General features: G+C 74.1%; 24 protein-coding genes, 1 tRNA gene and 1 pseudogene. 18 read left to right on the forward strand and 8 right to left on the reverse strand.

Going from position 1 to position 25,785, the window contains the following annotated elements; genetic code table 11:
• Positions 1–115 precede the first annotated feature (115 nt).
• On the reverse strand, positions 116–1,285 hold the full coding sequence (locus ACZ52J_RS05475; RefSeq protein WP_465616364.1) for a sensor histidine kinase: 1,170 nt from the start codon (positions 1,283–1,285) through the stop codon (positions 116–118).
• 414 nt (positions 1,286–1,699) lie between these two features.
• Between ACZ52J_RS05475 and ACZ52J_RS05480 the strand changes: the two genes are divergently transcribed.
• The 11 genes from ACZ52J_RS05480 (at position 1,700) to htpX (ending at position 12,930) form a co-directional block, all read left to right on the forward strand.
• Complete coding sequence (locus ACZ52J_RS05480; RefSeq protein ID WP_465616063.1) at positions 1,700–2,116, forward strand: NADH-quinone oxidoreductase subunit A; 417 nt, start codon at positions 1,700–1,702, stop codon at positions 2,114–2,116.
• Positions 2,107–2,802, forward strand: a complete 696-nt coding sequence (locus tag ACZ52J_RS05485; protein WP_465616065.1) for an NADH-quinone oxidoreductase subunit B — start codon at positions 2,107–2,109, stop codon at positions 2,800–2,802. The genes ACZ52J_RS05480 and ACZ52J_RS05485 overlap by 10 nt, the downstream gene beginning before the upstream one ends.
• Positions 2,799–3,941 carry an NADH-quinone oxidoreductase subunit C gene (locus ACZ52J_RS05490; RefSeq protein WP_465616067.1) on the forward strand — a complete coding sequence of 381 codons (1,143 nt, stop codon included), beginning with the start codon at positions 2,799–2,801 and terminating at the stop codon, positions 3,939–3,941. The genes ACZ52J_RS05485 and ACZ52J_RS05490 overlap by 4 nt, the downstream gene beginning before the upstream one ends.
• Positions 3,938–4,897: an NADH-quinone oxidoreductase subunit NuoH gene (gene nuoH / locus ACZ52J_RS05495; RefSeq protein ID WP_465616069.1), complete on the forward strand. Its 960-nt coding sequence runs from the start codon at positions 3,938–3,940 to the stop codon at positions 4,895–4,897. The genes ACZ52J_RS05490 and nuoH overlap by 4 nt, the downstream gene beginning before the upstream one ends.
• A complete protein-coding gene (locus ACZ52J_RS05500; RefSeq protein ID WP_465616071.1) occupies positions 4,894–5,448 on the forward strand; it encodes a NuoI/complex I 23 kDa subunit family protein in 555 nt (184 codons plus the stop codon). The genes nuoH and ACZ52J_RS05500 overlap by 4 nt, the downstream gene beginning before the upstream one ends.
• On the forward strand, positions 5,445–6,182 hold the full coding sequence (locus ACZ52J_RS05505; protein ID WP_465616073.1) for an NADH-quinone oxidoreductase subunit J family protein: 738 nt from the start codon (positions 5,445–5,447) through the stop codon (positions 6,180–6,182). Before ACZ52J_RS05500 ends, ACZ52J_RS05505 begins: the two co-directional genes overlap by 4 nt.
• Positions 6,182–6,556, forward strand: coding sequence for an NADH-quinone oxidoreductase subunit NuoK (gene nuoK, locus ACZ52J_RS05510; RefSeq protein ID WP_360495483.1), 375 nt, complete (start codon positions 6,182–6,184; stop codon positions 6,554–6,556). Before ACZ52J_RS05505 ends, nuoK begins: the two co-directional genes overlap by 1 nt.
• Positions 6,553–8,613 (forward strand): NADH-quinone oxidoreductase subunit 5 family protein, encoded by a 2,061-nt coding sequence (locus ACZ52J_RS05515; RefSeq protein WP_465616075.1) that lies wholly within the window; start codon positions 6,553–6,555, stop codon positions 8,611–8,613. The genes nuoK and ACZ52J_RS05515 overlap by 4 nt, the downstream gene beginning before the upstream one ends.
• A gap of 53 nt (positions 8,614–8,666) precedes the next feature.
• Entirely contained in the window at positions 8,667–10,247 is a 1,581-nt protein-coding gene (locus ACZ52J_RS05520; RefSeq protein WP_360495477.1) for a complex I subunit 4 family protein, read from the forward strand.
• 56 nt (positions 10,248–10,303) lie between these two features.
• On the forward strand, positions 10,304–11,854 hold the full coding sequence (locus ACZ52J_RS05525; protein ID WP_465616078.1) for an NADH-quinone oxidoreductase subunit N: 1,551 nt from the start codon (positions 10,304–10,306) through the stop codon (positions 11,852–11,854).
• A gap of 212 nt (positions 11,855–12,066) precedes the next feature.
• Positions 12,067–12,930 (forward strand): zinc metalloprotease HtpX, encoded by an 864-nt coding sequence (gene htpX / locus ACZ52J_RS05530; RefSeq protein WP_465616080.1) that lies wholly within the window; start codon positions 12,067–12,069, stop codon positions 12,928–12,930.
• Between the two features lie 72 nt (positions 12,931–13,002).
• Here htpX and ACZ52J_RS05535 read toward each other — a convergent pair whose 3' ends face one another.
• Entirely contained in the window at positions 13,003–14,457 is a 1,455-nt protein-coding gene (locus tag ACZ52J_RS05535; protein ID WP_465616082.1) for an aminotransferase-like domain-containing protein, read from the reverse strand.
• Here ACZ52J_RS05535 and ACZ52J_RS05540 point away from each other — a divergent pair.
• From ACZ52J_RS05540 to ACZ52J_RS05550, 3 genes are all read left to right on the forward strand, one after another.
• Positions 14,456–15,364, forward strand: coding sequence for a DMT family transporter (locus tag ACZ52J_RS05540; protein WP_465616084.1), 909 nt, complete (start codon positions 14,456–14,458; stop codon positions 15,362–15,364). The two genes, ACZ52J_RS05535 and ACZ52J_RS05540, sit on opposite strands and share 2 nt — an antisense overlap.
• Before the next feature lie 193 nt (positions 15,365–15,557).
• Positions 15,558–15,983 carry a BlaI/MecI/CopY family transcriptional regulator gene (locus tag ACZ52J_RS05545; RefSeq protein WP_360495463.1) on the forward strand — a complete coding sequence of 142 codons (426 nt, stop codon included), beginning with the start codon at positions 15,558–15,560 and terminating at the stop codon, positions 15,981–15,983.
• Between the two features lie 3 nt (positions 15,984–15,986).
• Complete coding sequence (locus ACZ52J_RS05550) at positions 15,987–16,943, forward strand: M48 family metalloprotease (RefSeq protein WP_360495460.1); 957 nt, start codon at positions 15,987–15,989, stop codon at positions 16,941–16,943.
• Between the two features lie 21 nt (positions 16,944–16,964).
• On the opposite strand, the gene ACZ52J_RS05555 is transcribed toward ACZ52J_RS05550, so the two are convergent.
• Positions 16,965–17,654: an FMN-dependent NADH-azoreductase gene (locus tag ACZ52J_RS05555; protein WP_465616086.1), complete on the reverse strand. Its 690-nt coding sequence runs from the start codon at positions 17,652–17,654 to the stop codon at positions 16,965–16,967.
• A gap of 74 nt (positions 17,655–17,728) precedes the next feature.
• On the opposite strand from ACZ52J_RS05555, the gene ACZ52J_RS05560 reads away from it, so the two are divergent.
• Positions 17,729–18,700 (forward strand): sigma-70 family RNA polymerase sigma factor, encoded by a 972-nt coding sequence (locus ACZ52J_RS05560; RefSeq protein ID WP_465616088.1) that lies wholly within the window; start codon positions 17,729–17,731, stop codon positions 18,698–18,700.
• Between the two features lie 111 nt (positions 18,701–18,811).
• Here ACZ52J_RS05560 and ACZ52J_RS05565 read toward each other — a convergent pair whose 3' ends face one another.
• Complete coding sequence (locus ACZ52J_RS05565; RefSeq protein WP_465616090.1) at positions 18,812–19,816, reverse strand: NADP-dependent oxidoreductase; 1,005 nt, start codon at positions 19,814–19,816, stop codon at positions 18,812–18,814.
• A 138-nt stretch (positions 19,817–19,954) separates the two neighbouring features.
• On the opposite strand from ACZ52J_RS05565, the pseudogene ACZ52J_RS05570 reads away from it, so the two are divergent.
• Positions 19,955–20,809, forward strand: a pseudogene (locus tag ACZ52J_RS05570) (LysR family transcriptional regulator); the annotation flags it as partial.
• A gap of 74 nt (positions 20,810–20,883) precedes the next feature.
• Here ACZ52J_RS05570 and mug read toward each other — a convergent pair.
• The 3 genes from mug to ACZ52J_RS05585 all read right to left on the reverse strand — a co-directional run bounded on the left by mug (position 20,884) and on the right by ACZ52J_RS05585 (position 23,763).
• Complete coding sequence (mug, locus tag ACZ52J_RS05575) at positions 20,884–21,498, reverse strand: G/U mismatch-specific DNA glycosylase (RefSeq protein ID WP_465616366.1); 615 nt, start codon at positions 21,496–21,498, stop codon at positions 20,884–20,886.
• A 14-nt stretch (positions 21,499–21,512) separates the two neighbouring features.
• On the reverse strand, positions 21,513–22,511 hold the full coding sequence (locus tag ACZ52J_RS05580; protein ID WP_465616092.1) for a phosphatase PAP2 family protein: 999 nt from the start codon (positions 22,509–22,511) through the stop codon (positions 21,513–21,515).
• Positions 22,512–22,683: 172 nt separating this feature from the next.
• Complete coding sequence (locus ACZ52J_RS05585) at positions 22,684–23,763, reverse strand: M24 family metallopeptidase (protein ID WP_465616368.1); 1,080 nt, start codon at positions 23,761–23,763, stop codon at positions 22,684–22,686.
• Positions 23,764–24,201: 438 nt separating this feature from the next.
• On the opposite strand from ACZ52J_RS05585, the gene ACZ52J_RS05590 reads away from it, so the two are divergent.
• Positions 24,202–24,693 carry a hypothetical protein gene (locus tag ACZ52J_RS05590; protein ID WP_465616094.1) on the forward strand — a complete coding sequence of 164 codons (492 nt, stop codon included), beginning with the start codon at positions 24,202–24,204 and terminating at the stop codon, positions 24,691–24,693.
• Positions 24,694–24,851: 158 nt separating this feature from the next.
• Here ACZ52J_RS05590 and ACZ52J_RS05595 read toward each other — a convergent pair whose 3' ends face one another.
• A complete protein-coding gene (locus ACZ52J_RS05595; RefSeq protein ID WP_465616096.1) occupies positions 24,852–25,466 on the reverse strand; it encodes a YajQ family cyclic di-GMP-binding protein in 615 nt (204 codons plus the stop codon).
• 115 nt (positions 25,467–25,581) lie between these two features.
• Here ACZ52J_RS05595 and ACZ52J_RS05600 point away from each other — a divergent pair.
• Positions 25,582–25,662, forward strand: a tRNA-Tyr gene (locus ACZ52J_RS05600).
• Positions 25,663–25,785 lie beyond the last annotated feature (123 nt).

The raw sequence follows: 25,785 nt of genomic DNA on the forward strand, positions 1-25,785 counted from the left end.
CACGAGGGTTCTCTTCCCCCCCCCCTCCGCACCGTCTTCCCCCCTCCCCCCCGTCACTGCCTCGACGGGGGCCCGGCGCCCGTCCGGACAGTCAGCGGTGGGGTCAGCGGTGGGGTCAGCGGCGGGCAGTGCGGGTGTGCCAGGGCAGCTCGACGGTGACGGAGGTCGGGCCGTCCTTCGGGCTCTCCACCAGGAAGACCCCGTCCACCGCGCGGACCCGCTCGGCCAGCCCCGCCAGACCGCTGCCCGGGTACGGGGCCGCGCCGCCCTTGCCGTCGTCCTGGACCAGCACCATCAGCTGGTGGTCCGAGCGCCAGACGTCGACCGAGGCGGTGCGGGCTCCGGCGTGCTTGGAGACATTGGTCAGCAGCTCGCTGACGGTGAAGTAGGCGATGCCCTCGACCGCCGAGTCCGGGCGCTCCGGCTCACCGTCCCGGCCGGTCAGGTCGACGTTCACCTTGACCCCGCCGGGGACGGTGCAGCGGGCCGCGACCGCGGACAGCGCGGCGTCCAGACCGCGGTCGGTGAGCACCGCCGGGTGGATGCCGCGGGCCAGGTCCCGCAGCTCCTGCAAGGCCAGCTTCACCTCGCCGTGCGCGTTGTCGACCATCCTCGTGGCGGCCACCACGTCCTCCTCGGACTCCACCTCGCGCAGCCGCTCCTTGGCCATGCCGAGATCCATCGCCAGCGCCACCAGCCGGGCCTGGGCCCCGTCGTGCAGGTCGCGCTCGATCCGGCGCAGGTCGGCGGCGGCGGTGTCGACCACCGTGCCGCGGTCGTCCTCCAGCTCGCGCACCCGCTCGGCCAGGGCGCCCGGGAAGAGCAGCGACTCGATCAGGATCCGGTCGATCGCGGCCATGCCGCGGATCACCCAGGGCAGCACCGGCCACAGCACCAGGACCGAGACCAGGGTCAGGGCGAAGCTGAGGATGCCCCAGGGCAGCATCAGCACGTTGTAGAGCGCGGTGCGCCAGTTCAGCAGGTCGGTGACGTGCGCGATGGTGTAGCCGACCACGCCCGGGCGGCGCGGCTGCACCGGCTCCGGCTCGTCGATCGCGGAGCCGTACGCCGTCCGCGCCCGGCGCCGGCCCAGGGCGCCCAGGGAACGCTGGGCGGCCAGCCCGGCGGCCAGCAGCGGCAGGCCGACCACGGTGACGGACAGCCCCAGGCCGACCGAGAGCGTGAGCACGGCGAGAACGAAGCCGACGATGCCCAGCGGCAGGTTGAGCAGCAGGTGCCCCGCCTGGCGCCACATCCGTGCGCCGTACAGCGATGGGCGCTCCATCCGAGCGTCCTGCTCATCGATGGTGTCCTCGGCGCGGCGGTGCAGCGGCTTCATCCGGATCTACCGTCCTCTTGATCGTGCGACTGGACCAAGCTTCTCCAACCGGGGGCGGTGGGTGCCATGGGGGTGATACATCTTCCCGGCCGGGGGTTATCCCCACCCCCGTCCCGGACGCCGGGCGTTCACCGGGGTGTCCACGGGCCGTCTTGCGGAACGGGCAGGGTTCGGGTGGAGCCGAGCCGTCCCCTTAGACTCACGCATTGGCCATGGTTGTGATCCCGGTTGAGACCGTGGTCGGGACCGTGGTCAGGACCGCGGTGACGACCGTGGTTATGACCGTGGTTATGACTGTGCGAGGAAACGTCGTAGAACTGCCTTGAGGGGCGGATTCACGGCCGAGGTGGAGGCGAAGGCATGGAGGGGCAGCACGCGGCTGTCGTCGCGGCCGACCCGGCGGTCGGCAGCGGCTACTTCGACGCGTACGCCGCGATGGGCGTGCTGGCCGTCGTCGGGGTGCTGTTCGTCGCCGTGGCGTTCACCGCCAACCGCCTGCTGCGGCCGGTGGTCTACTCGCCCGAGAAGCTCCTCGCCTACGAGTGCGGCGTGGACCCGGTGGGCGAGGACTGGGCGCACACCCAGATCCGCTACTACGTGTACGCCTTCCTGTACGTGATCTTCGCGGTCGACGCGATCTACCTGTTCCCGTGGGCGACCGTCTTCGCCACCGCCGGGTACGGCGCCGGAACGCTGATCGAGATGTTCCTCTTCATCGGCTTCCTCGCAGTCGGGCTGCTCTACGCCTGGAAGAAGGGCGTTCTGGAATGGACGTGACGCACTCCCACTCGCACGGCGCCCAGGGCGGTCCCGTCCCGCTCGGACTGCCGGACCCCGCCCGCCCCGGCGCCGTCGAGCGCCGCGGCATCGGACCGCTGGCCCGGCTCGCGCCGGACCCGGTCAAGGTGGTGCTCAACTGGGGCCGCCGCTACAGCCTCTGGTGCTTCAACTTCGGCCTGGCCTGCTGCGCGATCGAGTTCATCGCCGCGTCCATGGCCAAGCACGACTTCATCCGGATGGGCGTCATCCCGTTCGCGCCGGGTCCCCGTCAGGCGGACCTGATGATCGTCTCGGGGACGGTCACCGACAAGATGGCCCCGGCCGTCAAGCGGCTCTACGAGCAGATGCCCGAGCCGAAGTACGTCATCTCCTTCGGCGCCTGCTCCAACTCCGGCGGGCCCTACTGGGACTCGTACTCGGTCACCAAGGGCGTGGACCAGATCATCCCGGTCGACGTCTACGTGCCCGGATGCCCGCCCCGGCCCGAGGCGCTGCTCCAGGGCATCCTCAAGCTGCAGGAGAAGATCGCCGAGGAGTCCCTGCCCGACCGGTACACCGCGCCCGCGGCGGCGCTGCGCCGCCCGCTGGTGGCGGGGCCCACGGCTGCGGCCGGTTCCGAGGCCGGGTCTTCGGCCGGGTCTTCGAGTGAGGCCGGGCCTTCGAGTGAGGGAGGGGCCTCGTGACCACGGCCGAGCAGTACGCGGCGTCGGTCGGGGAGTGGGCGACCGGCGCCGAGGCGTACGGGCTGATCACCGTCGACGTCCCGGCCGAGAACTGGATCGAGGCGCTCACCAACGCCCGGGACGTCCTGGGCCTGGGCTTCTTCGACTGGCTGAGCGCCGTCGACGAACTCGCCGAGGGCTTCTCCGTGGTCGCGCACCTGGCCGCCGTCGAGGCACCGGGCGTGCGGCACCTCGCGCTGCGCACCAAGGTGCCGCGCGACAAGGCGGCACTGCCGACCGCCGTCTCCGTCTACGCCGGTGCCGGCTGGCACGAGCGCGAGACGCACGAGATGTTCGGCATCGACTTCCCCGGGCACCCCTACCTGGCCACCCTGCTGCTGCCGGACGGCTTCGAGGGGCACCCGCTGCGCAAGGAGTTCGTGCTCGCCGCCCGGGTCGCCAAGGACTGGCCGGGCGCCAAGGAGCCGGGCGAGTCGGACCACGGCGGCGGCCCGGCCCGGCGCAAGATGCAGCCGGCCGGTGTGCCGGACCCGAACGAGTGGGGGCCGCTCAAGGGCACCCTGCCGCCGGTCGCCGCGCGGCCCGCGCGCGGTGCGCGGGCGGCGGGCGCGGCGGCGCGCACGCCCCGGGCGGCCGCTGCCGCCGGTGGCGCCGCCCCTGCTGCCGGTGCCGCCGGTGCCGCCGGTGGCGCCGCCGAGGGCGCGCCCGTACGGGCCGACCGGCCGCGGCGGACGCGCTCGGTGGCGGAGGGCTCGGCGAGCCAGGCCGCTTCCGACGCCGCTCCCGCTGCTTCCGGTGCTCCCGCTTCCGGTGCTCCCGCTCCCGCTTCCGGTGCTCCCGCCGTTCCCGCCGAGGAGACGCCCGCGGTGCGGGCGGACCGGCCGCGGCGAGTCCGGTCGGTCTCCGACGGGTCGGTCAGCCAGACCGCCGACGAGGCCGCGCCGGAGCGTCCGGCCCCCGCGCGGCCCTCGTCCTCCGACGCGCCCTGGCACAACCCGGTGCCGGCCCACGACGAGAAGCCGTCGGGCGACCGGCCCCCGGCGCCGTCGGGCGACGAGCCCGCGGAGCAGCCCGGCGAGCCGGAGCAGAAGGACGAGACGGCGGCCGCCCCGGCCGACCGGGACGGAGACGGCGCGTGAACCTGCTCGACACCGTGCTGCGCTGCGTCGCCACCCTCGTGGTCTTCCTGGTCGTCCCGCTGGTCATCGGCCAGACCGAGCACAAGGTCATGGCGCACATGCAGGGCCGGCTCGGCCCGATGTACGCGGGTGGCTTCCACGGCTGGGCACAGCTCGTCGCGGACGGCGTGAAGTTCGCGCAGAAGGAGGACATCGTCCCGGCCGGGGCGGACCGCCGGATCTTCCAGCTGGCGCCCGCCGTCTCGCTGCTGCCGTACCTCTTCGTCCTGCTGGCGATCCCGGTCGGCCCGAACGGCTTCGTCGGCCAGGCGATCGACGCCGGGCTGTTCTTCGTGCTGGCCGTGATGGGCGTCGGCGTGATCGGCAAGCTGATGGCCGGCTGGGCCTCGGCGAACAAGTTCTCGCTGCTCGGCGGTCTGCGCACGGCCGCGCAGCTGATGTCGTACGAGCTGCCGATGGTGCTGGCGGCGGCCTCGGTGGCGATGGCCGCGGGCACCCTCTCGCTGCCCGGGATCGTGGACTCCTGGCAGTGGTACTGGCTGCCCTGGCAGGTCATCGGCGCGTTCGTGTTCTTCACGGCCGGTCTGGCCGAGCTGCAGCGCCCGCCGTTCGACATGCCGGTCGCCGACTCGGAGATCATCTTCGGCGCGTACACCGAGTACACCGGTCTGCGGTTCGCGCTGTTCCTGCTGTCCGAGTACGTGGGCATCCTGGTGGTGTCCGCGCTGACCGCGGTGCTCTTCCTGGGCGGCTGGCACGGGCCGATGGCGGACCAGCTCGGCTGGCTCTGGATGATCCTCAAGACCTTCGCGCTGGCCTTCGTGGTCATCTGGCTGCGGGTCACCTACCCGCGGCTGCGCGAGGACCAGCTGATGCGCTTCGCGTGGACGGTGCTGATCCCGCTCGCCCTGGTCCAGCTGGCCCTCACCGGCATCATCAAGGTGGCGATCTCATGAGTTTTCCGGGTATCGGCCTCGCCAAGGGGCTGGCCGTGACGCTGCGGACGATGACGAAGAAGAGCGTCACCGCGCAGTACCCCGACGTGCAGCCGGTGCTGCCGCCGCGTTCGCGCGGCGTCATCGCGCTGCTGGAGGAGAACTGCACGGTGTGCATGCTCTGCGCGCGCGAGTGCCCGGACTGGTGCATCTACATCGACTCCCACAAGGAGACGCTGCCGGCCGCCGAGCCGAACGCCCGGGCCCGCACCCGCAACGTGCTGGACCGGTTCGCCATCGACTTCTCGCTCTGCATGTACTGCGGGATCTGCATCGAGGTCTGCCCCTTCGACGCGCTGTTCTGGTCGCCGGAGTTCGAGTACGCCGAGACGGACATCCACGAGCTGACCCACGAGCGGGACAAGCTCCGCGAGTGGATGTGGACCGTCCCGGCGCCGCCGGCGCTGGACCCGGCGGCCGAGGACCCCAAGGAGATCGCCACCGCGCGCAAGGCCGCGGACAAGCTGGCCGCAGCCGCCGCGGCGCTGGAAGAGAAGGGTGACGACGCATGAGTACCGCCGCCACGCTTCTCGCGGCGACCGGCTCGTTGGAGCCGGCCGCCCGTTCGTTCCTGTCCCCGACCGGGCAGGAGATCGTCTTCCTGCTGGTCGGCATCGCCGTGCTCGGCTCGGCCGTGGTCGCCGTCACCACCAAGCAGCTGGTGCACGCCGCGCTCTGGCTGGTCGTCGCGCTCGGCGGGCTGGCGGTGGAGTTCCTGCTGCTCACGGCCGAGTTCATCGCCTGGGTGCAGGTGCTGATCTACCTCGGCTCGGTGGTCGTCCTGGTGCTGTTCGGGCTGATGCTCACCAAGGCGCCGATCAGGCGCTCGCCGGACGCCGACTCCAAGAACCGCTGGGTGGCCCTGGTCGTGGCGCTGGCCTCGGCCGGGACGCTGGTCACGCTGGTCGTCGACGCCTTCCGGACCTCCTGGATCGACCTCGGCGCGGGCGGCGGCTCCGCCGCCGTCACCGGGGCGAGCCTGTTCCGGAACTGGGTGCTGCCCTTCGAGGCACTGTCCGTCCTGCTGCTGGCGGCGCTGGTCGGCGCGATCGTGCTGTCGCGCGGGGACAAGCGGCGGGTGCCGGTGCCCCGGGCGGGCAAGCTGCGCGCCGGACGGCCGGTCGGATCCAACGGGACGGTCGCCGCGACCGCGCCCAAGCCGGCCGCGCCGGCCGCCGCCGAGCAGGCCGCCGCTGAGCCGGCCGCCGCCGAGTCGGCCTCCGCCGAGCCGGAGGAGAAGAGCTGATGCACCTCGCCTACCCCGTCGTCCTCGCCGCGCTGCTGTTCAGCGTCGGCGTGTACGGCGTGCTCGCCCGGCGCAATGCCGTCCTGGTACTGATGTCGGTCGAGCTGATGCTCAACGCCGTCAACCTCAACCTGGTCGCCTTCGACGCCTGGCTGCGCGACTCGCTGCACGCCGGACAGGCGCTCACCCTGTTCACCATCACCGTCGCCGCCGCCGAGATCGGGCTGGGGCTCGCCATCGTCCTGCTGCTGTTCCGGGCCCGGGGCACGGCGGACATCGACCGGGCCACCGCGCTCGGCGACCCGGCCGAGTCGCTCGCCGCCGAGGAGACGCCGACCGGAGCCGAGGCGCTGAAGGGCCAGGCCGCCGCATGAACCTCGCCCTGCCCGTACTCGTCCCCGTGCTGCCCGCGCTCGGCGCGGCCGCGACCCTGGCCACCGGCAAGAAGGCGCCCGGGCTGGCCCGGCCGCTGGCGATCGTCCCGGTCTCCGTCTCGGCCGTGCTCGCCCTGGTGGTCGCCCTCCAGCTCGGCACCGGCCAGACCCTCGACGCGGCCACCCGGCTCACCCCGACCGGCGGCCCGGACATCACGCTCGCCCTCCACCTGGACGGCTTCAGCTCGCTGATCTCGGTGCTCGTCGGCCTGGTCGCCACCTGCGTCCAGGTCTACTCGACCGCGTACCTGAAGCAGGACCCGCGCTACCCCTCGTACGCGGCGCTGGTCTCGCTGTTCACCGCGGCGATGTTCCTGGTGGTCTACTCGGGCGACCTGATCGTGCTGCTGGTCGGCTGGGAGGTCATGGGCCTCTGCTCGTACTTCCTGATCGGCCACCACTGGGAGAGCGCGGACGCCCGCTCGGCCTCGCTCAAGGCCTTCCTGGTCACCAAGCTCGGCGACGTGCCCTTCCTGTTCGGGATCTTCCTGCTGGGCGCGGACGCCGGCAGCTTCCGGATCACGGACGTGCTGGCCGCCGCGGGCGAGGGCAAGCTCGGGCACCCGACGCTGATCGCGCTGCTGCTGCTCGCCGGGGTCGCCGGCAAGAGCGCGCAGTTCCCGCTGCACACCTGGCTCCCGGACGCCATGGCCGGCCCCACGCCGGTCTCCGCGCTGATCCACGCCGCCACCATGGTCGCGGCCGGCATCTACCTGGTCGCCCGGCTGATGCCGGTCTTCCTGCTGTCCGGCGCGGCGCTGGTCGTGCTCGCGGTGATGGCCGCCGTGACGATGATCGGCTCGGCGCTGTGCGCGCTCGCCCAGGACGACCTCAAGCGGGTGCTCGCCTACTCCACCGTCGGCCAGCTCGGCTACATGGCCGGCGCGCTGGCCAGCGGCGACCGCGAGGCCTCCGTCTTCCACCTGGTCAGCCACGGCGCGTTCAAGGCACTGCTGTTCCTGGCCGCCGGTGTGGTGATCCACGCCGCGCACACCAACTCGATCTCCGCGATGTCCCGGATCCCGGGGCTGCGCAAGCGCGTCCCGGACGCCTACTGGACGATGGGCATCGCGCTGATCGCCCTGATCGGGCTGCCGCCGTTCTCCGGCTTCTTCAGCAAGGAGGCGGTGCTGACCGCCGCCGAGCACGCCGCCAAGGGCGAGGCGCTCACCAACGGGCTCGGCCCGGCCTCGGCGGTGCCGCAGGTCGCCGGGTGGATCGTGCTGATCTCCGCCGCGCTCACCGCGCTGCTCACCGCCGCGTACGCGACCCGGCTCTTCCTGGTGGCGTTCCACAGCCCGGCCGGTGCCGCCGCTGCCGCACCGCAGGTGCTGCCCGCCGCCGACCGGGCCACTGTCGTGGCCGACCACGAGGCCGACGCACCGTACTCGCCCGAGCTGGACGAGGCCGACCCGGGCAGCACCGAGCCGCCCGCGATGCGCTGGCCGCTCTGGGTGCTCGCCGTCCCGACCATGGGCTTCGGCATCGCCGGCCTGCGCTCGGACTGGCTGCCCGCGCTGCTGGACGGCGGCTCGCTGCGACCCACCGGGGTCACCGCCGTCACCGGCACCGGGCTCGCCGTGGTCGGCGTGCTCGCGGCGTACGGCGCCTGGCGCTCGGCGACCGCCCGGCTGGGCACCGGCAGGCCGGCTCCGGCCGCCGCCGGCCGGGTGCCCGAGCAGGCCGGAGCGCCGGCCGCCGAGGTGATCGTCGCCGACCCCGGGCGCACCCTGCTCGGCCCGCTGTTCGGCCCTGCCCGGCACGGCTTCGGCGTCGACCGGCTGTACCAGGCGCTGTTCGTCCGACCGGTGGTCGCCGCCGCCCGGCTGGTCCGCTTCCTCGACCGCGAGGTCGTCGAGGGCTACGTGCAGGGCAGCGGGATCGGCGCCAACCTGCTCGGCCGGGCCGTCCGGCTCGCGCAGACCGGCAACGCGCAGACCTACCTCAGTGCCCTGCTGGCCGCCGTCGTCCTGCTGGCCGTCCTGGTGGCGGTGTAGCCGGTGCTGTCCTTCACCTCCGTCCCCTCGACCGCCGCACGTAGGAGCCCCCGATGAACGCAGTCCTCATCGCCCTCCTGGTGCTGCCGCTGCTCGGTGCCGCGCTCACCCTGGCGCCGGTGTTCGGGCCGGACCGGGCCGCCGCCGACCGGCGGGCGCTGCGGCTGAACACTGTCGTCACCGGCGCGGTGCTCCTGCTCACCGTCGCCCTCGCGGCCGGCTTCGACCACGACGAACCCGCCCGGATGCAGGCCACCACCGACGTGTCCTGGATCCCGGCCCTGCACGTGCGCCTCCACCTCGGCGTGGACGGCATCTCGCTGCCGCTGATCGTGCTGACCGCGCTGCTCACCTTCCTCTGCGCGCTGTACTCGGAGAAGCGGCTGCCGAACGGGGAGGCCCGGGGCGGAGTCCCCGATGAGCCCCGTCCGTCCGCGCAGGCCTTCGTCGGGCTGTTCCTCCTCCTCGAAGTCGGCATGCTCGCCACCTTCGCGGTGCTGGACCTCCTGCTCTTCTTCCTGGCCTTCGAGATCGTGCTGATCCCGATGTACTTCCTGATCGCCCGCTGGGGGAGCGGCGCGAAGGCCCCGGCCGCCAACCGGTTCATCCTCTACACGCTGCTCGGCTCGGCCGTGATGCTGCTCGGCTTCCTGCTGATCGGCAGCAAGGCCGGCACCTTCGACATGCAGGCCCTGGCCGCCGCGCACGGCAGCGGACTGAGCCACACCACCCAGGTGATCGCCGCGCTGGCGATCCTGGTCGGGCTCGCCGTCAAGGCCCCCGCCTGGCCGCTGCACAGCTGGCTCCCCGACGCGCACACCGCCGCCCCGACGGTGGGCTCGGTGCTGCTCGCCGGTGTGCTGCTGAAGATGGGCACGTACGGTCTGGTCCGCGTCCTCCTCCCGGTCGTGCCGGACGGCACCGCCACGCTCGCCCCCTACCTGGGCGCCTTCGCGGCCGTCGGCATCGTCTACGGATCACTCGCCTGCCTGGCGCTGGCCCGCCCCGGATCCAAGGGCGACCTCAAGCGCCTGATCGCGTACTCCTCCGTCGGCCACATGGGCTTCGTGCTGCTCGGCATCGCCTCCCTCACCCCGGTGGGCGTCAACGGCGCACTGTTCGCCAACATCGCCCACGGCCTGATCACCGGCCTGCTGTTCTTCGTCGTCGGTGCGCTCAAGGACCGCTACGGCACCGCCGACCTCGACACCCTCTCCGGCGCCACCGGCGCCGCCCTGTACGGCCGGGCGCCGCGACTCGGCGCGCTGCTCGCCTTCGCCGCCGTCGCCAGCCTCGGCCTGCCCGGCCTGGCCGGCTTCTGGGGCGAACTGCTCGCCATGTTCGGCGCGTTCGACCCGGCCGACGCCCTGTCGCGCCCCGCCTTCGTCACCTACATGGTCCTGGCCGGCCTCGGCACCCTCCTCACCGCCGCCTACCTGCTGATCGTCGTCAAGCGCGTCTGCATGGGTGACCCCGAGCAGCCCGCGCCGGTGGCCGAGGTGGCCGACCTGCGCCCGTACGAGGCCGTCAGCTGGACGCCGCTGGCCGCGCTCACCCTGCTCGCCGGCCTCTGGCCCGCGCTGCTGCTCGGCCTCTCGAACCCCGCCGTCAAGCACCTCCTCGGGGGTGGCTGACCGTGCTCGCAGCCCAGACCGCCGCACTCGGACCTCACTCCACGGGGCAGCACACTGTGACCTCCCTCGCCGTAGCCAACCCGGGCAGCCTGATCCAGTCCGTGGACTGGGTGGCGATCGCGCCCCCGCTGATCGCCGCCGTGGCCGCCCTCGCCGTGCTGGTCACGGACCTGTTCCTGCCCGAGCGGCACAAGAAGTGGCTCGGCCGCCTCACCGTGGCCGGACTCGCCCTCGCCCTCATCGCGCTTCTTCCCCTCACCGGTGGGTCACCCCGAGCGACCTTCTGTGTGCAGAACGTAGCAGGCGGCACTGACAACGCCGGCTGCTCCTACGTCGCCGACCATTTCGCCCTGGTGTTCCAGCTGCTCGTCCTCGGCGGCGCGCTGATCGCGGCGCTGCTCTCGGCCCACACCGTCGAGAACGAGAAGCTGCCCCGCGGCGAGTACTGGTTCCTGCTGCTCTCCAGCGCCACCGGCGCCGCCCTGCTGCCCGCCTCCCGCGACCTCGCCACCCTGGTGATCGCCCTGGAGGTCGCCTCGCTGCCCGCCTTCGCCCTGGTCGCGCTGCGCCGGGACGGCCGGGGCGCGGAGGCCGCGCTCAAGTTCTTCGTCTCCTCCGTGACCGCGACCGCCGTGATGCTGCTCGGCATCGGCTTCGTCTACGCGGCGAGCGGCAGCCTGCACCTCGCCGCCGTCGCCCAGGGCCTGGAGCACGCCCCCGCGCAGCTCAAGCCGCTGGCCGAGGCGGGCGCGGTGCTGACCCTGGTCGGCTTCGCGTTCAAGGTCGCCGCAGTCCCGTTCCACTTCTGGGTGCCCGACACCTACACCGGCGCACCGCTGCCGGTGGCCGGCTACCTGTCGGTGGTCGGCAAGGCGGCCGGGCTCTCCGGGCTCGCCCTCGCCACCACCATCGCCTTCCGGCCGTACGCGCACACCTGGGGGGCGGCGCTCGCGGTGCTGGCCGCCGTCACCATGACCGTGGGCAACGTCGGCGCGCTGCGGCAGCGCTTCGACACCCGGTACAGCGCGGTGCGGCTGCTCGCCTGGTCCTCGGTCGGCCAGGCCGGGTACCTGCTGGTGCCGCTCGCCGCGGCCGGCTACGCGCCCACCGGGAGCGACCAGCTCGGCGCCACCGCCGCGTACGCGCTGATCTACGGCGTGGTGAACCTCGGCGCCTTCGCGGTGGTCGCGGCGGTCGGCCGCCGGGCCGGGACCAGCGTGGACGACTTCCGCGGCCTGTTCGCCCGCCGCCGCTGGACGGCGCTGGCACTCGCCTTCTTCCTGCTCTGCCTGGCCGGACTGCCGCCGGGCGTGATCGGCCTGTTCGGCAAGGTCGTGGTGTTCCGCGCGGCCGTCGACGCCGGGCTGGGCTGGCTGGCCGTGGTGATGGCCGCCAACGTGGTCGTCGCCCTGTACTACTACCTGCTGTGGACGGCCCGGCTGTTCGCCCCGGCGGCGGACCGGCCGGCGGGCGGCGCCGTGGTCGAGGCCGAGCAGCGCCTGCCCGCGAGCCTGACCGCGACCCTGGGGCTCACCGCCTCGGTCGCGGTGGTCCTGTCGGTGGCGCCCCAGCTGGTCCTGCAGGTCGCGGGCGGCTCGCTGTTCTGAGCCGGTGCCCGCCCCGGCGGGCGGTGCCCGTTCCGGTGCGACGGCGCGACGGCGCGGCGGTGCGGCGCGGCGGGGCGGCAGTACGACGGTGCGACGGGCCGGTGCGGCGGTGTCGCGTCGGTCACAAGGGAACAAGGTCCCAGGCCCCGCCCGTTGACCGGGCAAGAGGGACGAGGCAAGGGCTTCCCCACCGCACCAATGGAGGGCCTGACGTGCACCGCCGGCACAACGGACTGAGGACCGCCGTCCTGCTCGGTGGCCTCTCCGCGCTGATCCTGGTGATCGGAAGCTTCTTCGGCCGCACCGGCTTCGTGATCGCCCTGCTGATCGCCCTCGGAACCAACGCCTACGCCTACTGGAACAGCGACAGGATCGCGCTGCGCGCCATGCGGGCCCGGCCGGTCAGCGAGTTCGAGGCGCCGCAGCTGTACCGGATCGTGCGCGAGCTCTCCACGGCCGCCCGCCAGCCGATGCCCCGCCTCTACATCTCCCCGACCCCGGCTCCCAACGCCTTCGCCACCGGCCGCAACCCGCGCAACGCGGCGGTCTGCTGCACGGAGGGCATCCTGCGGCTCCTGGACGAGCGCGAGCTGCGGGGCGTGCTCGGGCACGAGCTGAGCCACGTCTACAACCGGGACATCCTGATCTCCTCGGTCGCCGGGGCGCTCGCCTCGGTGGTGATGTTCCTGGTGAACTTCGCCTGGCTGATCCCGTTCGGGCGCGACGAGGACGACGACGGGCCCGGGCTGTTCGGGGTGCTCGCCATCATGATCCTCGGACCGCTCGCGGCCGGACTGATCCAGATGGCGGTCAGCCGCTCCCGCGAGTACCAGGCCGACGCCGACGGCGCCCGGATCACCGGCGACCCGCTCGCCCTCGCCGGCGCCCTCCGGAAGCTCGACGAGGGCACCCGCCGGCTCCCCCTGCCGCCCGAGCCGCAGCTCCAGACGGCGAGCCACATGATGATCGCCAGCCCCTTCCGCCCCGGCGAGGCCGGCGCCAGGCTCTTCTCCACCCACCCTCCGATGGCGGAGCGCATCGCCCGCCTGGAGCGGATGGCGGGGTACGGGCGGTAACCGACCGCCACCCCCGGTTGCAGGGTCAGGGGGCGCGGCGAGGCCTGGGCGGGCCCCCGGCACCAACCCGGGTCAGCCGGCGGTCTCCTCGTAGGCCAGTCGGAGGCGGTGGATGCCCTCGGCCACCCGGGCGGGGCTCTCCGCGGCGGCGTAACTGAGGCGGACGTGGGGCGCCTGGGGTTCGGCGGGGTGGTAGGGGCGGCCGGGGGTGATCTGGACGCCGGTGCGCAGGGCGGCGGCGGTGAGGGCGCCGTCGTCGGTGCCGTCCGGGAGGCGCAGCCACAGGTGGTAGCCGCCGGGGCGGTGGATGGTGAGGAGGCCGGGCAGCTCGCGGTGCAGGGCGGCGACGGCGGCGGTGCGGCGGTCGCGCAGTTCGGTGCCGAGGGTGCGCAGGTGGCGGGCCCAGGCGGGGTCGGCGACCAGTTCCAGCGTCGCTTCCTGGAGCGGCCGGGGCACGAAGAAGCTGTCCACCACCTGGGTGGCCCGCAGTCGGGCCAGGGCGGGGCCGCGGGCGGTGAGGGCGCCGATCCGCAGATTGGGGGAGGCGGCCTTGGTGAGCGAGCGCAGGTGCACCACGACCCCGTCCCGGTCGTCGGCGGCGAGCGGGCGCGGCAGCGCGGGGGCGTCCGCGTGGACCAGGAGCCGGGCGAAGTCGTCCTCGACGACGAAGGCCCCGGCCGCCCGGGCGATCCGCAGGACCTCCTCCCGCCGTGAGGGTGAGAGCACCGCGCCGGTGGGGTTCTGGAACAGCGGCTGGCAGACGAAGACCCGGGCCCGGGTGGCCGCGAACGCGTCCGCCAGCAGGTCGGTGCGGACGCCGTCGGCGTCGATCGGGACGGGGACGGGCCGCAGCCCGGCGGCCCGGATGACCGCCAGGATGCCCGGGTACGTCGGCGATTCCACCAGGACCGGCGCGCCGGGCGCGGCCAGCGAGCGCATGGCGACGGTGAGCCCGCCCTGCCCGCCGGAGGTGATCAGGACGTCTCCGGCGCCGATCGGCCCGCCGTGGCCGCCGATGTCGCGGGCGAACCAGCCGCGCAGCTCGGTGAGGCCGTCGACGGGTGGGCGGTCCCAGGCGCCGGGGCGGCGGCCGGCCCGGGCGAGGGCGGTGGCCAGCAGGCGTTCGGGCAGCAGTGAGGCGTGCGGGTAGCCGCTGTTGAGGTCGATGACGTGGGGCGGCGGCACCCGGAGGGTGGCGAGGACCGGGGCGGCGATCAGGTCGCGGGGGCCGGAGTCGGCGCTGAGCGCGATCTCCTGCCAGGAGAGGTCGCCGGTGCGGCCGGGCGGTGCGGCGGGGGCGGTCGGGGCCGCGGCGAAGGCCGCCGCCCGGAAGACCCCGGCGCCGGGCCTGGAGACCACCAGTCCCTCGGCGACGAGGACCGCGATGGCCCGGGAGACCGTCACCGGGCTGACCTGGTGGCGTTCCATCAGCGCCCGGCTGGCGGGCAGCTTCCGTCCTTCCGGGTAGCGCTCGACCTCCCGCCGCAGGGTGTCGGCAAGTTCGGTCACACTGCTACGCTCGTTCATGACGGCACAAGATAGCGCTACCCAGCTCCGGGCGATAGCACCGCAGCGCGGCGCGGCCTCCGGCACCGCTCTCGCCGCCCTCGGGGTGGCCTCCTTCTCGCTCAGCTTCCCGGCCACCGCGTGGTCCCTGACCGGCTTCGGCCCGTGGACCTCGACCGGCCTGCGCGGGGTCCTGGCCGGGGCGCTGGCCGCGCTCTACCTGCTGGCTGCCGCCGCCCCGCTGCCGCAGCGGCGGCACTGGCCCGCCCTGCTGGTGGTCTCGGTCGGCTGCGTCCTCGGCTTCCCGCTGCTGACCACGCTCGCCCTGCGCACCTCCTCGACCGCCCATTCGGCGGTGGTGATCGGCGTCCTGCCGCTGGCCACCGCGGTGGTCGCGGCGCTGCGCACCGGCCGCCGGCCGTCCCGGGCGTTCTGGGCGGCCGCGCTGGCGGGGGCGGTGGCCGTCCTGGCCTTCACCCTGCTGCAGAGCCACGGCCGGCCGACCGTCGCCGACCTCTACCTGTTCGTCGGGCTGGTGATCTGCGCGGCCGGGTACGCGGAGGGCGGGCGGCTCTCCCGGGACCTCCCGGGCGCCCAGGTGATCGCCTGGGCGGTGCTGGCCGCACTGCCGGTGACGCTGCTGACCTCGGCGTTCGGGCTGGCCACCGAGCCGGTGCAGCTCGGGCCGAAGGCGCTGGCCGGGCTGGCGTACGTCGCGGCGGTGTCGCAGTTCGGCGGGTTCGTGCTCTGGTACCGGGGGATGGCCGGGATCGGCGTGCCGAGGGCCAGTCAGCTGCAGCTCGGGCAGCCGCTGCTGACGCTGGTCTGGTCGGTGCTCCTGCTCGGCGAGCACCTGCCGGCCGCCGCGCCGGTCACGGCGGTGGTGGTGCTGGTCTGCATCGCGGTGACCCAGCGGGCCCGGACCTGAGCGGGCAGCGGCGCGGGGGACGCCGAACGCCACGGCTGACGCCACGGCTGACGCCACGGCGAACGCCGCCGCGAACGCCGCCGCCCGTACGGCCCCGGAGCCGCGCACTGACCGCTTCGGAGCAGCCCTCCGCTCGTTAGGATGAAGCCGTGCCCGTCGGTCCGGGCGCGGCATCCGGAGGGAGTGGGCCGTCATGGCAGACGAGAGGCACGCCCCGGCGGCCGGGGAAGCGCCGGCCCGACGACGCGGCCAGGGCGAGCTGGAGGCGCAGGTGCTGGCGGTGCTCCAGCAGGCGCCCGGCCCGGCCAGCGCGGGGTGGGTCCAGGAACGCCTGGAGGGCGACCTGGCGTACACCACGGTGATGACCATCCTGTCCCGGCTGCACGCCAAGAACGCCGTCTCCCGGTCCCGCTCCGGCCGCTCCTACCTGTGGCTGGCCTCCTCCGACGCCGCCGGGCTGGCGGCGCTGCGGATGCGCCGGATGCTCGACGGGGAGGCCGACCGGGACGCCGTCCTGGCCAGTTTCGTCACTGCGCTGCTGCCGCACGACGAGGAACTGCTGCGGGCGCTGCTCGACGCCGCCTCCGCCGATCCGGCGGCGACCGACCGCGAGAGCTGACCCGTGGGCTTCTTCGTCTTCCTCCCGCTCATCCTGCCGCTCACCGCGGTTCCGATCGCGCGCCTGACCGAGCAGCACCTGCACCCGCGCGGCGCGGCCCGGCTGATGACCGTGATCAGCGCGGTGATGGCGGTGTGCAGCGTGCTCTGCCTCGGGCTGATCGGCGTGGTGGGCACCGCGCAGATCCCCGGCAACCCGCTGCCGGACAGCTGGTCAGACCCGGAGGTGCGGGCCGCGCTGCCGTACCACGAGACGGTCGGCACGGCCGCGATGTGGCTGCTGGCGCTGGTGGGCCTCGCCTGCGCCCGGACGCTCGTCCGGCACCTGCGGGTGCGCGCCCGGGCCCGGCGGGCGCTGTCCGGACTGCCCGCGCGGCCCGGGCCGACCGGTGACCTCGCGGTGCTGCCGGACCGCAGCCCGTACGCCTACGCGCTGCCCGGCTCGCCCGGGCGGGTGGTGGTGTCCACCGGGATGCTGGACGGCCTGGCGGCGGACGAGCGGGAGGCCCTGCTCGCCCACGAGCGGGCGCACCTGCGCCACCGTCACCACCGGTACCTGCTGACCACCCAGCTCGCCGCCTGCGTCAACCCCTTCCTGCGGCCACTGCAGGACGCGGTGGCGTACAGCGCGGAGCGGTGGGCGGACGAGGACTCGGCACAGGCCGTGGGGGACCGCCGGATCACCGCGCGGGCGGTGGCCCGGGCGGCCCTGGTCTCGCACGCCGCCCCGGCGCCCGGCTTCGCGGCCTTCGCCGCCCCGACCGCGGCGGCCGGTCCGGTGCCGCGCCGGGTCGCCGCGCTGCTCGGCCCGGTGCCGACCTCCCGCAACTGGCCGCCGGCCAAGACCCCGGCGGGCCTGGCGGCGATGGTCGCCGCGATCGGGACGGCGGCGTCGGCGCTGTGCGCGCTCAACGCCGCCGTGGCCCTGCTGCTGGTGCTGAAGGCCGTCACCCCGCTGTAGTGGACGAACCTGCCGCCGGGCTCAGAGCGTCGCGGCCAGTTCGTCGACGGCGGCCTCGGCAGCCGCCAGCGACTCGGCGGCGAGCGGCTCCAGGCCGTTCAGCGCGGGAACGTCCGCGGCCCGGGTGAGCTCGGCGGTGACGACGTGCAGGTTCTCCTCGGCGATTCCGAGGCTGCCGAAGTACGCCCGCAGGTACGGGAGCTGGAAGTCGAAGTGCTCGCGCGGGGTGCCCGGCCCGTAGCCGCCGCCGCGGACCGCGACGACCACCACGGGGGTGCCGCGCAGCAGCCGCCCGCCGGTGTCCGGGTCGAGGAAGGCGCCGGGGAAGGAGACCCGGTCGATCCACGCCTTGAGGCCGGTCGAGACGGTGAAGTTGTACATCGGGCTGCCGAGCAGCAGGGTGCCGGCGGCCCGCAGTTCCTCGATCAGTGGCCGGCTGAGCGCCCACTCGCGCGCCTCGTCCGGGTTCTCGACCAGCGCGGCGACGTCCGCCGGCGGGAGCGGGCCCTTGCGTTCGGTCCGTCGGCCGAGGCTGTCGTAACCGGCGCGCACCGCGGGCACCGGGTCGGCGGCGAGGTCGCGGTAGCGGTGCCGGGCGGCGCTGCCGTGCCGGGCGCGCCATGCGGCGGCGAAGCGGCCGGTCAGGGCGCGGCTGACCGAGCCGGCCGGGCTGATGCTGGAGTCCAGGTGGAGCAGCGTGGTGGAGGTCATGGTGGTCTCCTGGTCACCTCGGGGGAGGACGGATCGTCATAGCGGTGACGAGCCGGGCCGAGGAAAGGTGACCGATGGACCGGGACGGGATTTCGGGAGCGATCACCGAGGGAGCGCCGGCCGGGGACGCGATTACCACCGGAGCGGCGGCCGGGGACGCGATCACCGGCGGAGCGGCGGCCGCAGGCGCGGCGGCGCGGTTCGAGGCCGAGCGCGGGCGGCTGCGGGCGATCGCCCAGCGGATGCTCGGGTCGACCGGCGAGGCCGAGGACGCCGTGCAGGAGGCCTGGCTGCGGCTGGCCCGGACCGACCCGGCGGAGATCGACAACCTGCCCGGCTGGCTGACCACCGTGGTCTCCCGGATCTGCCTGGACCTGCTGCGGGCCCGCGCCGCGCGCCGCGAGGAGCCGACCGGCGAGGCGCTGCCGGACGCGGCGGGCGGTGGCGCGGACCCGGAGCGGGAGGCGCTGCTGGTCGAGTCGGTGGGCCGGGCGCTGCTCGTGGTGCTGGACCGGCTGGGCCCGGCCGAGCGGGTCGCCTTCGTGCTGCACGACGGCTTCGCGGTGCCCTTCGAGGAGATCGCGTCGATCGTCGGACGGACCCCGGTGGCCGCCAAGAAGCTGGCCAGCCGAGCCCGGCAGCGGGTGCGGGGCACGGCCGCGCTGCCCCCGGAGCCGCTGGCCGGGCACCGGCGGGTGGTGGAGGCCTTCCTGGCCGCCGCCCGGGACGGGGACCTGGCCGGGCTGCTGGCCGTCCTGGCCCCGGACGTGGTGCGCCGGGCCGACCCGGCCGCGCTGCCGCCCGGCCGCGCCCTGGTGGCCCGCGGCGCGGCGACGGTCGCCCGGGAGACCACGGTCTTCGGCCGCCGGGCCCGCCACGGCGCGGTGGCCCTGGTGGACGGGGTGCCGGGCATCCTGATCGCGCCGGCCGGGCGGCTGCGGCTGGTGCTGCGGGTGGCGGTCGCGGACGGCCGGGTGGCCGGCTACGAGGTGGTCGCCGACCCGGCCCGGCTCGCCGCCCTCGAGCTGGCCGTACTGCCGGGGTGATCCCGAGGCCCGCCCCGCCGCCCGTCCGCCCCGCCGCCCGTCCGCCCCGCCGCCTGGCCGCTCCGCCCTGCCGCCCGTCCGTCCCGCCGAAGGGCTCAGTCGGTGGAGGGCTCAGTCGGCGATCCGGACCAGCATCTTGCCGGTGTTGGCGCCGCGCAGCATGCCGAGGAAGGCGTCCACCACGCGGTCGAAGCCGTCCACGATCGTCTCGTCCGGGACGACGGCGCCCGACCGCAGGTGCGGGACGAGGAAGTCGTACAGCTCGGGCCGGGCGTCGAGGTGGTTGCGGACCAGGAAGCCCTCCAGTCGCAGGCTCTTGCCGACCACGTCGTAGAGGTTGCGCGGCGCGGCCGGCGGGTCCTGCGGGCGGTCGTACTGGGCGACGGCGCCGCACCAGGCGATCCGGCCGTGGTCGCGCAGGGCGCCGATGGCGGCTTCCAGGTGGTCGCCGCCGACGTTGTCCAGGTAGACGTGCAGCCCCTCGGGGGCGGCCTCGCGCAGGCGCTCCGCGATCGGGCCGTCGTGGTAGTCGAAGGCGGCGTCGAAGCCGAGGTGCGCGGTGAGGCGGGCGGCCTTGGCGGCGGAGCCGGTGCTGCCGACGATCCGTCCGGCACCGAGCAGGCGGGCGAGCTGTCCGGTGGCGGTGCCGACGCCGCCGGCGGCCGCCGAGACGAACACCGTCTCGCCGGGCTGGAGCCGGGCGATCCGGGTCAGGCCGACCCAGGCGGACAGGCCGGTGCCGCCGAGCACCGACAGGTGGGCGCTGAGCGGGACCCCGGCGAAGTCGGGCAGCAGGCTCGCCCGCTCGGCGGTGACCACCGAGTGGGTGCGCCAGGCCTGGCGGTGGTGGACGAGCGCCCCGACGGGCAGGGCGTCGGCCCGGGACTCCACCACCCGGCCGAGGGTGCGGCCCTCCAGCGGGGCGTGCAGCTCCCAGCCGCCCTCGTTCATCTCCTCCCGCATGTACGGGTCGACGGACTGGTAGAGGTTCTCGACGAGGGCCTCGCCCGCCGCGAGCGCCGGGACGGCCTCCTCGACGAAGGCGAAGTTCTCGGCGGTCGGCGCGCCGTCGGGGCGGGAGACCAGGTGGACGGCGTGGGCGGTGGGGCGGGACATCGGGGCGCTCCGGACGGGTGAGGACGGGCGGGACGTGATCACCGTAGGAAGCGGGGGAGCGGTCGGGCAGGGGCTCACGTCGATGGAACGGCGGCTTCCATGAACGGGATCGATGGATCGGGGACTAGATTCGGGCGCATGACCGATCTCGCCCCGCACGAGCTGCGGACCCTCGTCGCCGTCGACGAGGAGCGGAGCTTCACGGCGGCCGCCGGCCGCCTGGACACCACCCAGTCCGCCGTCTCGCACGCCGTGCGGGCCTGCGAGCGGAAGCTCGGCGCGGTGCTGTTCGACCGCGGCCGCCACGGCGCGCGCCCCACCGACGCCGGCCTCCGGGCCCTGGCGTACGCCCGCCGGATCCTGCGGCTGCTGGACGCCATGGGTCCCGACGTGCGCGGTGCCGGAACGGAGGGGCCGCTGACCGGCACGCTGCGGATCGCCGCCTTCCGCAGCGCCGCCGCCCACCTGCTGCCGCCCGTCCTGGCCCGGCTAGCCGAGCGCCACCCCGGGCTCGGCACGCACGTCCGGATCGTCCGGGAGATCGGCCGCGGCACCGCCGGGGAGGTCGCCGACGGCCGCGCCGACCTCGGGCTCGCCACCCTGGACGCAAGCGGCCCGCCGCCCGTCCCGGGCCTGGTCGCGGCGCGCCTGTACGAGGAGACGTACGCGCTCGCGCATCCGCAGGGCCACCCGGCGCCGCGCGAGCTCCCGCTGGTCGACTGGGACGAGAACTGCGGCTCGTACACCCGGGACTGGTGGCAGCGGCAGGACTGGATCCCGCCCGCGACCGTGGACGTGGAGGACGACACGGTCGCCCTCTCGCTGGTCGCCCAGGGCATCGGCATGGCGATCATGCCCCGGACGGCGCTGCTCGGCGCCCCGGCCGGCCTCGCCGTGACCGACCTCGGGCCGCGCCCGCCCAGCCGCTTCGTCGGGTACGTCACCACGCCCGAGCTGGCCGGGGCGGCCGCCGTCCGGGCGCTGATCCGCGAGCTGCGCGAGGTCCCGCTGCCGGCGGGGCTCACCTCCGCCCGGCCCTCGGCAGCCGCCCAGCCCGCGACGGCGGCTCAGCCCTCGACGGCTGCCGCGTCCCCTTCGCCCCCGCCGCCCTCGCCGCCCCCGCCGACCCCGCCGCCCTCGATGGCTTCGACGGCCTCCCTGAGCTTGCGGAACTCCCCGGCCAACGCGTCCAGGGTGTAGTGCGCGTTGAGGCCGCTGGGGTTGGGCAGTACCCACACCTCGGTGTCGCCGATGCCCTCGGGCTGGCGGCCGATCGCGGCCCGTCGCTGCCCGAAGGCCGTCCGGTAGGCGCCGATGCCGAGGACGGCCAGGGCCCGCGGGCGCAGCCGCCGCACCCGGTCGCGGAGCGCGGCACCGCCCTCGCGCAGTTCCTCGGCGGTCAGCTCGTCCGCCTTGGCGGTGGTGCGCGGGGCGACGTTGGTGATCCCCAGGCCGAGCGCGAGCAGCTGCTCCTGCTCGTCCGGCCGGTACTGGCGCCCGGTGAAGCCGGAGCGGTGCAGCGCGGGCCAGAAGCGGTTGCCGGGCCGGGCGAAGTGGTGTCCGGTGGCGCCGGACCACAGGCCCGGGTTGATGCCGCAGAACAGCACCCGCAGCCCGGGCCCGGTGATGTCCGGGATGGTGGTGTCCTTGGCGGCCAGCAGCTGTTCGGCGGTGGGCTTCATCGGCGTGTGCGGCTTCACCCGGCCAAGTGTGCCGTGCCCTCCGCCGGCGCCGTACGGCGGCAGCGCAGCCACCGCAGGCCGAAGACCACCGCGGCCGCGTACGCCCAGCCGACGAAGACGTCGATGATGAAGTGCTCCGCGCCGTAGACCAGGGTGAACGTCATCGCGAGCGGATAGGCGACCAGCACCGCCCGCAGCCAGGGCCGGACGGTGGGCCAGAAGAAGAACAGCAGCATCGCCGGGTAGGCGGAGTGCAGCGAGGGCATCGCGGCGACGTCGTTGGCGAACTGGCTGCCGTTCTCCAGCAGCGAGTCGGCCTGCGGCAGCCCGCTCACCGAGATGACCTCCCAGACCACCCGGGTCACGTGCGGCAGGTTGCCGTCCTGGGCGACCAGCCACGGCGGGTCGGCCGGGAAGAGCAGGTAGGTGGCGAAGCCCGCGAAGGTGAGGGTCAGGTAGCAGGCGAGCAACTGTCGGAACCGGTGGTGCGCGCGTCGCCAGAGCGCGGCGAGCAGCAGGAAGACGACGAAGAAGTGCGAGAGGTAGACGCCGATCGCCGCGTAGTCGTACCAGTGCGGCGAACCGGGGGTGTAGAGGGCGTGCTGGAGCCGGACCGTCCAGGTCTCGCCGAAGCCGAGGGCCTCGTCGAAGCGCAGTTGTGGCAGCCAGTGGGGGGCCCACGGGGTGTGCGCGCCGTAGCCGCGCAGCAGCGAGTACGCCCAGACCACGGCCATCACCGGCACCCAGTCGCGCAGCACCAGGAGGAAGCCGCGGGGGCCGTGCCCGCTGTGCACGGCGGCGGTCAGCAGGGCGCCGATCAGCCAGAGGAACAGCACGTCGTTGGCGGCCGGGATGCCCTCGGCGCTCAGGAACCAGAGGAGGCCGGTCAGGTAGAGCGGCCACGCCAGGAACCGGAGTCTCGACCAGCCCGTCACGCGGGGGCGGGGTGGAGGCACCGGGCGCGGTTGTTCGGCCCGCACGGGGGGCGGGGCGGGGCGGAGGGTCTTGGTCATGCGCACCGAAACTAGCAATCGAAACTTGGAGGACTCTGGATGAAGTATGACCGGATCGTAAGAACGTCGGATCCGGTCAGCGCCGCTGCCGGCCTCGCTGCCGAGCTCGCGGTCGGTACCGCGGTCGGTACCGCGGCCCACCTCGCGGTCGGCGCCGTGCCGGGCATCGCGCTCATGCCACGATGCCCAGCTCGTGCGGGGTGTTGTTGAAACGGCGGCCGCCGGTCGGGGTGACGGTGACGATGTCCTCGATCCGCACCCCGAACCGGCCGGGCAGGTAGACCCCGGGCTCGATCGAGAAGCACATCCCGGGCACCAGCGGCTGCTCCTCGCCTTCGACCAGGTACGGCGGTTCGTGCGTGGTCGTACCGATGCCGTGGCCGGTGCGGTGGATGAAGTACTCGCCGTAGCCGCCGTCGGTGATCACCCGGCGGGCGATCCGGTCGATCTCCTGGCAGCTCACCCCGGGGCGGACCGCCTCGAAGGCGGTCTGCTGGGCGAGCCGGACCAGGTCGTGGACCTTCCGCACCTCCGCCGGGACGTCCGTGCCGACGTGCACCGTCCGAGTGGTGTCGGAGCCGTAGCCGTCCTTGAGGCCGCCGAAGTCCAACACCACGGTGTCACCCGTTCGGATGACCCGGTCGCCGGCCTCGTGGTGCGGATCGGCGCCGTTGGGGCCGGAGCCGACCACCGTGAAGTCGACCTGGCTGTGCCCGTACTGGATGAGCAGCGCGCCGAGGTCGCCGGCCACGTCGGTCTCCCGGCGGCCGGCGAAGGCTGCCTCCAGGATCCTGCGGTAGGCGGCGTCCGCCGCGCCGCCGGCCGAAGCCAGGCGCTCCAGCTCCTCGGTGTCCTTGACCGCGCGCAGCATCGGCAGGGTCTCGGTGAGCGAGGTGAACGAGGCGCCGGGCAGCGCGGCCTGGAAGCCGAGCAGGTGCATGGCCCAGGCGTTGTCGGAGACGCCGTAGCGCCCGGCCGGGTCGAGCAGTGGACCGGCGGTGGCGAACGGGTCCTCGCCGTCGGACCAGTCGAGCAGCCGGACGGCCTTGGCGCCGACCGCCTTCTCGGCGTCCGGGCGCTCCAACGTGGGGACGACCAGGGTGGGTTCGCGCCCGACGGTGAGGACGAGGGTGGTCAGCCGCTCGGTGATCGCGGTCGGCGTGTAGCCGCACAGGTAGGCCAGGTCGGGGCCGGCGGCGACGACCAGGCCGGCCAGCCCGGCGGCGGTCGCCTCGGCGCCGGCCCGAACCATCCGGGCGGTGTAGTCCTCGACGGTGAAGGGTCGGGGCACGGGTTCTCCCTCTGGGGGCGGACGGGCTCTGCCGGAACTCCATACTCCTCGAACTCCCTCAAGACCTCCTCGAGTTGGCGAAGCTCCAGGCGGACGTCGTGCAGGCCGGCCGCGGTGAAGGCGGCGGCGACCCGCTCGGCGGGCGTCCGGCACCCGGTGCCGGCCGCGGCGCGGGAGTCGGGGGAGGGCCCCGGGGCGGGCCGTACCCGGCCAGTCCACCCGGGTGCCGGGGCCGCCGCATGCGGCACGCACCCGAGTGGGTGACCGGCCGCCGACGCCGGGGCGTTCGCGGCCGAGGCCCGGTGCTTGACGGTGCTCAGTCTGCTCTACGGTCTCCGACTGGGCACGGAATCATAAATTCCGGGCCGACTGTCAGTGCGGTGGGACACCATGGCCGGCATGGCCTACGAACTCCAAGCGCTGATAGGAACATTGGAGCTGCTGAGGGTGGCGGCGGCGGAGGTCCCGGCGGCCCGGGTGGTGCCCCTGGCACAGGGGCTGGCCCTGATCCCGGTCACCTCCGCCGTCCTCACCGCGCTCCAGGGCGACGGCAGCGTGCGGAAGCCCGCCGGCTGGGCCGGGTTCGGCCGGTACGCGGACGGCTTCGAACTCCGGCTCGCCGCCTGGTCGAAGGCCGGCCCGATCGCCTGCGTCGAGGCCGAGTACTTCGGCGGCAGCGGCACCCAGTGCGCCGCGGTCTGGGAGAACGGCCGGATCGTCCTCGGCCCGCTCACCGTCGGCGAGTTCGAGCCCGAGCCGCCCGAGGGCCTCCCGATCTCCCGAGCCCTGCGGCGGATCGGCGCGCGCACCGACGAGGGCCGGGTCGACGAGTTCGACTCGGTCGGCCTGGGCGCGCACCGCAGCACCGGGAGCTGGGCCGGGGCCGACTGAGCCGGCGCGCGCGGTTCGGCGTACGTGCGGTGGCTGCGTTCGGACGACTGCCCGACCGTGTGAGGCAGGCACGAACGGCCCCGCTCCCAAATACCGGGGAGCGGGGCCGTGCCGTTCGTCCCGCCGACCGGAGGCCAGTGGCTGGCGGCGGTTCGCGATCAGCGGTAGTTCACGTACTGGATCGCGAAGTCCAGGTCCTTGCTCTTGAGCAGGTTCTGCACGGCCTGGAGGTCGTCGCGGCTCTTCGAGCTGACGCGCAGTTCGTCGCCCTGAACCTGCGCCTTGACGCCCTTCGGGCCTTCGTCACGGATGATCTTCGCGACCTTCTTCGCGTCCTCCGTGGTGATGCCTTCCTTGATGTTGGCGAAGATCTTGTACTCCTTGCCGGAGAGCTGAGGCTCGGCGGCGTCCAGAGCCTTCAGCGACAGGCCGCGCTTGACGAACTTCGTCTGCAGCACGTCGAGGATGGCGCGCACGCGCTCCTCGCCGTTGGCCTTCATCTCGATCTTTTCGCCGGAGCGGCTGATCTCGCCGCCCACGCCCTTGAAGTCGAAGCGCGTCGCGATCTCACGGGAGGTCTGGTTGATCGCGTTGTCGACCTCCTGCCACTCGACCTTCGAGACGATGTCGAAACTGGAGTCGGCCATGGGTGTTGGTCTCCTTGATGCTCTGGCTGCACTGACAAGGGCTGCCCCACCGGACGCCCGCCGCCCCAGCCTATCCAGCGCCGCCCCGCCCTCGCCCGCGGCGAGCACGTGGCGATCCTTGATCATCGCGTGCCTCATCGCGTGCCTCATCGCGAGGCCTATCGAGTGGCGAACCACCCCCCGGCATCGGGTATGGTTTACCAAGTCGAACGGGGCGAACACCCCGGAAGGCAAAAATCCTGGCTGGTTGCCCGAGCGGCCAAAGGGAGCAGACTGTAAATCTGCCGCGTAAGCTACGCAGGTTCGAACCCTGCACCAGCCACAGGATAGAGAACAGCCCCTGATCTGCGGAAACGCAGATCAGGGGCTGTTTTGTCGTGCCCGGATGCCGACGGGCCCAGCTCTTGCACATTGCTTGCAATTGCGTGAGTCAGGCAGCAGAGTG

It is taken from the genome of Kitasatospora sp. NPDC034035 (assembly GCF_055575755.1).

Bases quoted from the DNA above. Each gene is read 5' to 3' on its own strand.
- ACZ52J_RS05475 (WP_465616364.1), bottom strand. From the start codon at position 1,285: ATGGAGCGCCCATCGCTGTACGGCGCACGGATGTGGCGCCAGGCGGGG.
- ACZ52J_RS05480 (WP_465616063.1), top strand. From the start codon at position 1,700: ATGGAGGGGCAGCACGCGGCTGTCGTCGCGGCCGACCCGGCGGTCGGC.
- ACZ52J_RS05485 (WP_465616065.1), top strand. From the start codon at position 2,107: ATGGACGTGACGCACTCCCACTCGCACGGCGCCCAGGGCGGTCCCGTC.
- ACZ52J_RS05500 (WP_465616071.1), top strand. From the start codon at position 4,894: ATGAGTTTTCCGGGTATCGGCCTCGCCAAGGGGCTGGCCGTGACGCTG.
- ACZ52J_RS05505 (WP_465616073.1), top strand. From the start codon at position 5,445: ATGAGTACCGCCGCCACGCTTCTCGCGGCGACCGGCTCGTTGGAGCCG.
- nuoK (WP_360495483.1), top strand. From the start codon at position 6,182: ATGCACCTCGCCTACCCCGTCGTCCTCGCCGCGCTGCTGTTCAGCGTC.
- ACZ52J_RS05515 (WP_465616075.1), top strand. From the start codon at position 6,553: ATGAACCTCGCCCTGCCCGTACTCGTCCCCGTGCTGCCCGCGCTCGGC.
- ACZ52J_RS05520 (WP_360495477.1), top strand. From the start codon at position 8,667: ATGAACGCAGTCCTCATCGCCCTCCTGGTGCTGCCGCTGCTCGGTGCC.
- ACZ52J_RS05540 (WP_465616084.1), top strand. From the start codon at position 14,456: ATGACGGCACAAGATAGCGCTACCCAGCTCCGGGCGATAGCACCGCAG.
- ACZ52J_RS05535 (WP_465616082.1), bottom strand. From the start codon at position 14,457: ATGAACGAGCGTAGCAGTGTGACCGAACTTGCCGACACCCTGCGGCGG.
- ACZ52J_RS05545 (WP_360495463.1), top strand. From the start codon at position 15,558: ATGGCAGACGAGAGGCACGCCCCGGCGGCCGGGGAAGCGCCGGCCCGA.
- ACZ52J_RS05555 (WP_465616086.1), bottom strand. From the start codon at position 17,654: ATGACCTCCACCACGCTGCTCCACCTGGACTCCAGCATCAGCCCGGCC.
- ACZ52J_RS05560 (WP_465616088.1), top strand. From the start codon at position 17,729: ATGGACCGGGACGGGATTTCGGGAGCGATCACCGAGGGAGCGCCGGCC.
- ACZ52J_RS05565 (WP_465616090.1), bottom strand. From the start codon at position 19,816: ATGTCCCGCCCCACCGCCCACGCCGTCCACCTGGTCTCCCGCCCCGAC.
- mug (WP_465616366.1), bottom strand. From the start codon at position 21,498: ATGAAGCCCACCGCCGAACAGCTGCTGGCCGCCAAGGACACCACCATC.
- ACZ52J_RS05580 (WP_465616092.1), bottom strand. From the start codon at position 22,511: ATGACCAAGACCCTCCGCCCCGCCCCGCCCCCCGTGCGGGCCGAACAA.
- ACZ52J_RS05585 (WP_465616368.1), bottom strand. From the start codon at position 23,763: ATGGTTCGGGCCGGCGCCGAGGCGACCGCCGCCGGGCTGGCCGGCCTG.
- ACZ52J_RS05590 (WP_465616094.1), top strand. From the start codon at position 24,202: ATGGCCTACGAACTCCAAGCGCTGATAGGAACATTGGAGCTGCTGAGG.
- ACZ52J_RS05595 (WP_465616096.1), bottom strand. From the start codon at position 25,466: ATGATCAAGGATCGCCACGTGCTCGCCGCGGGCGAGGGCGGGGCGGCG.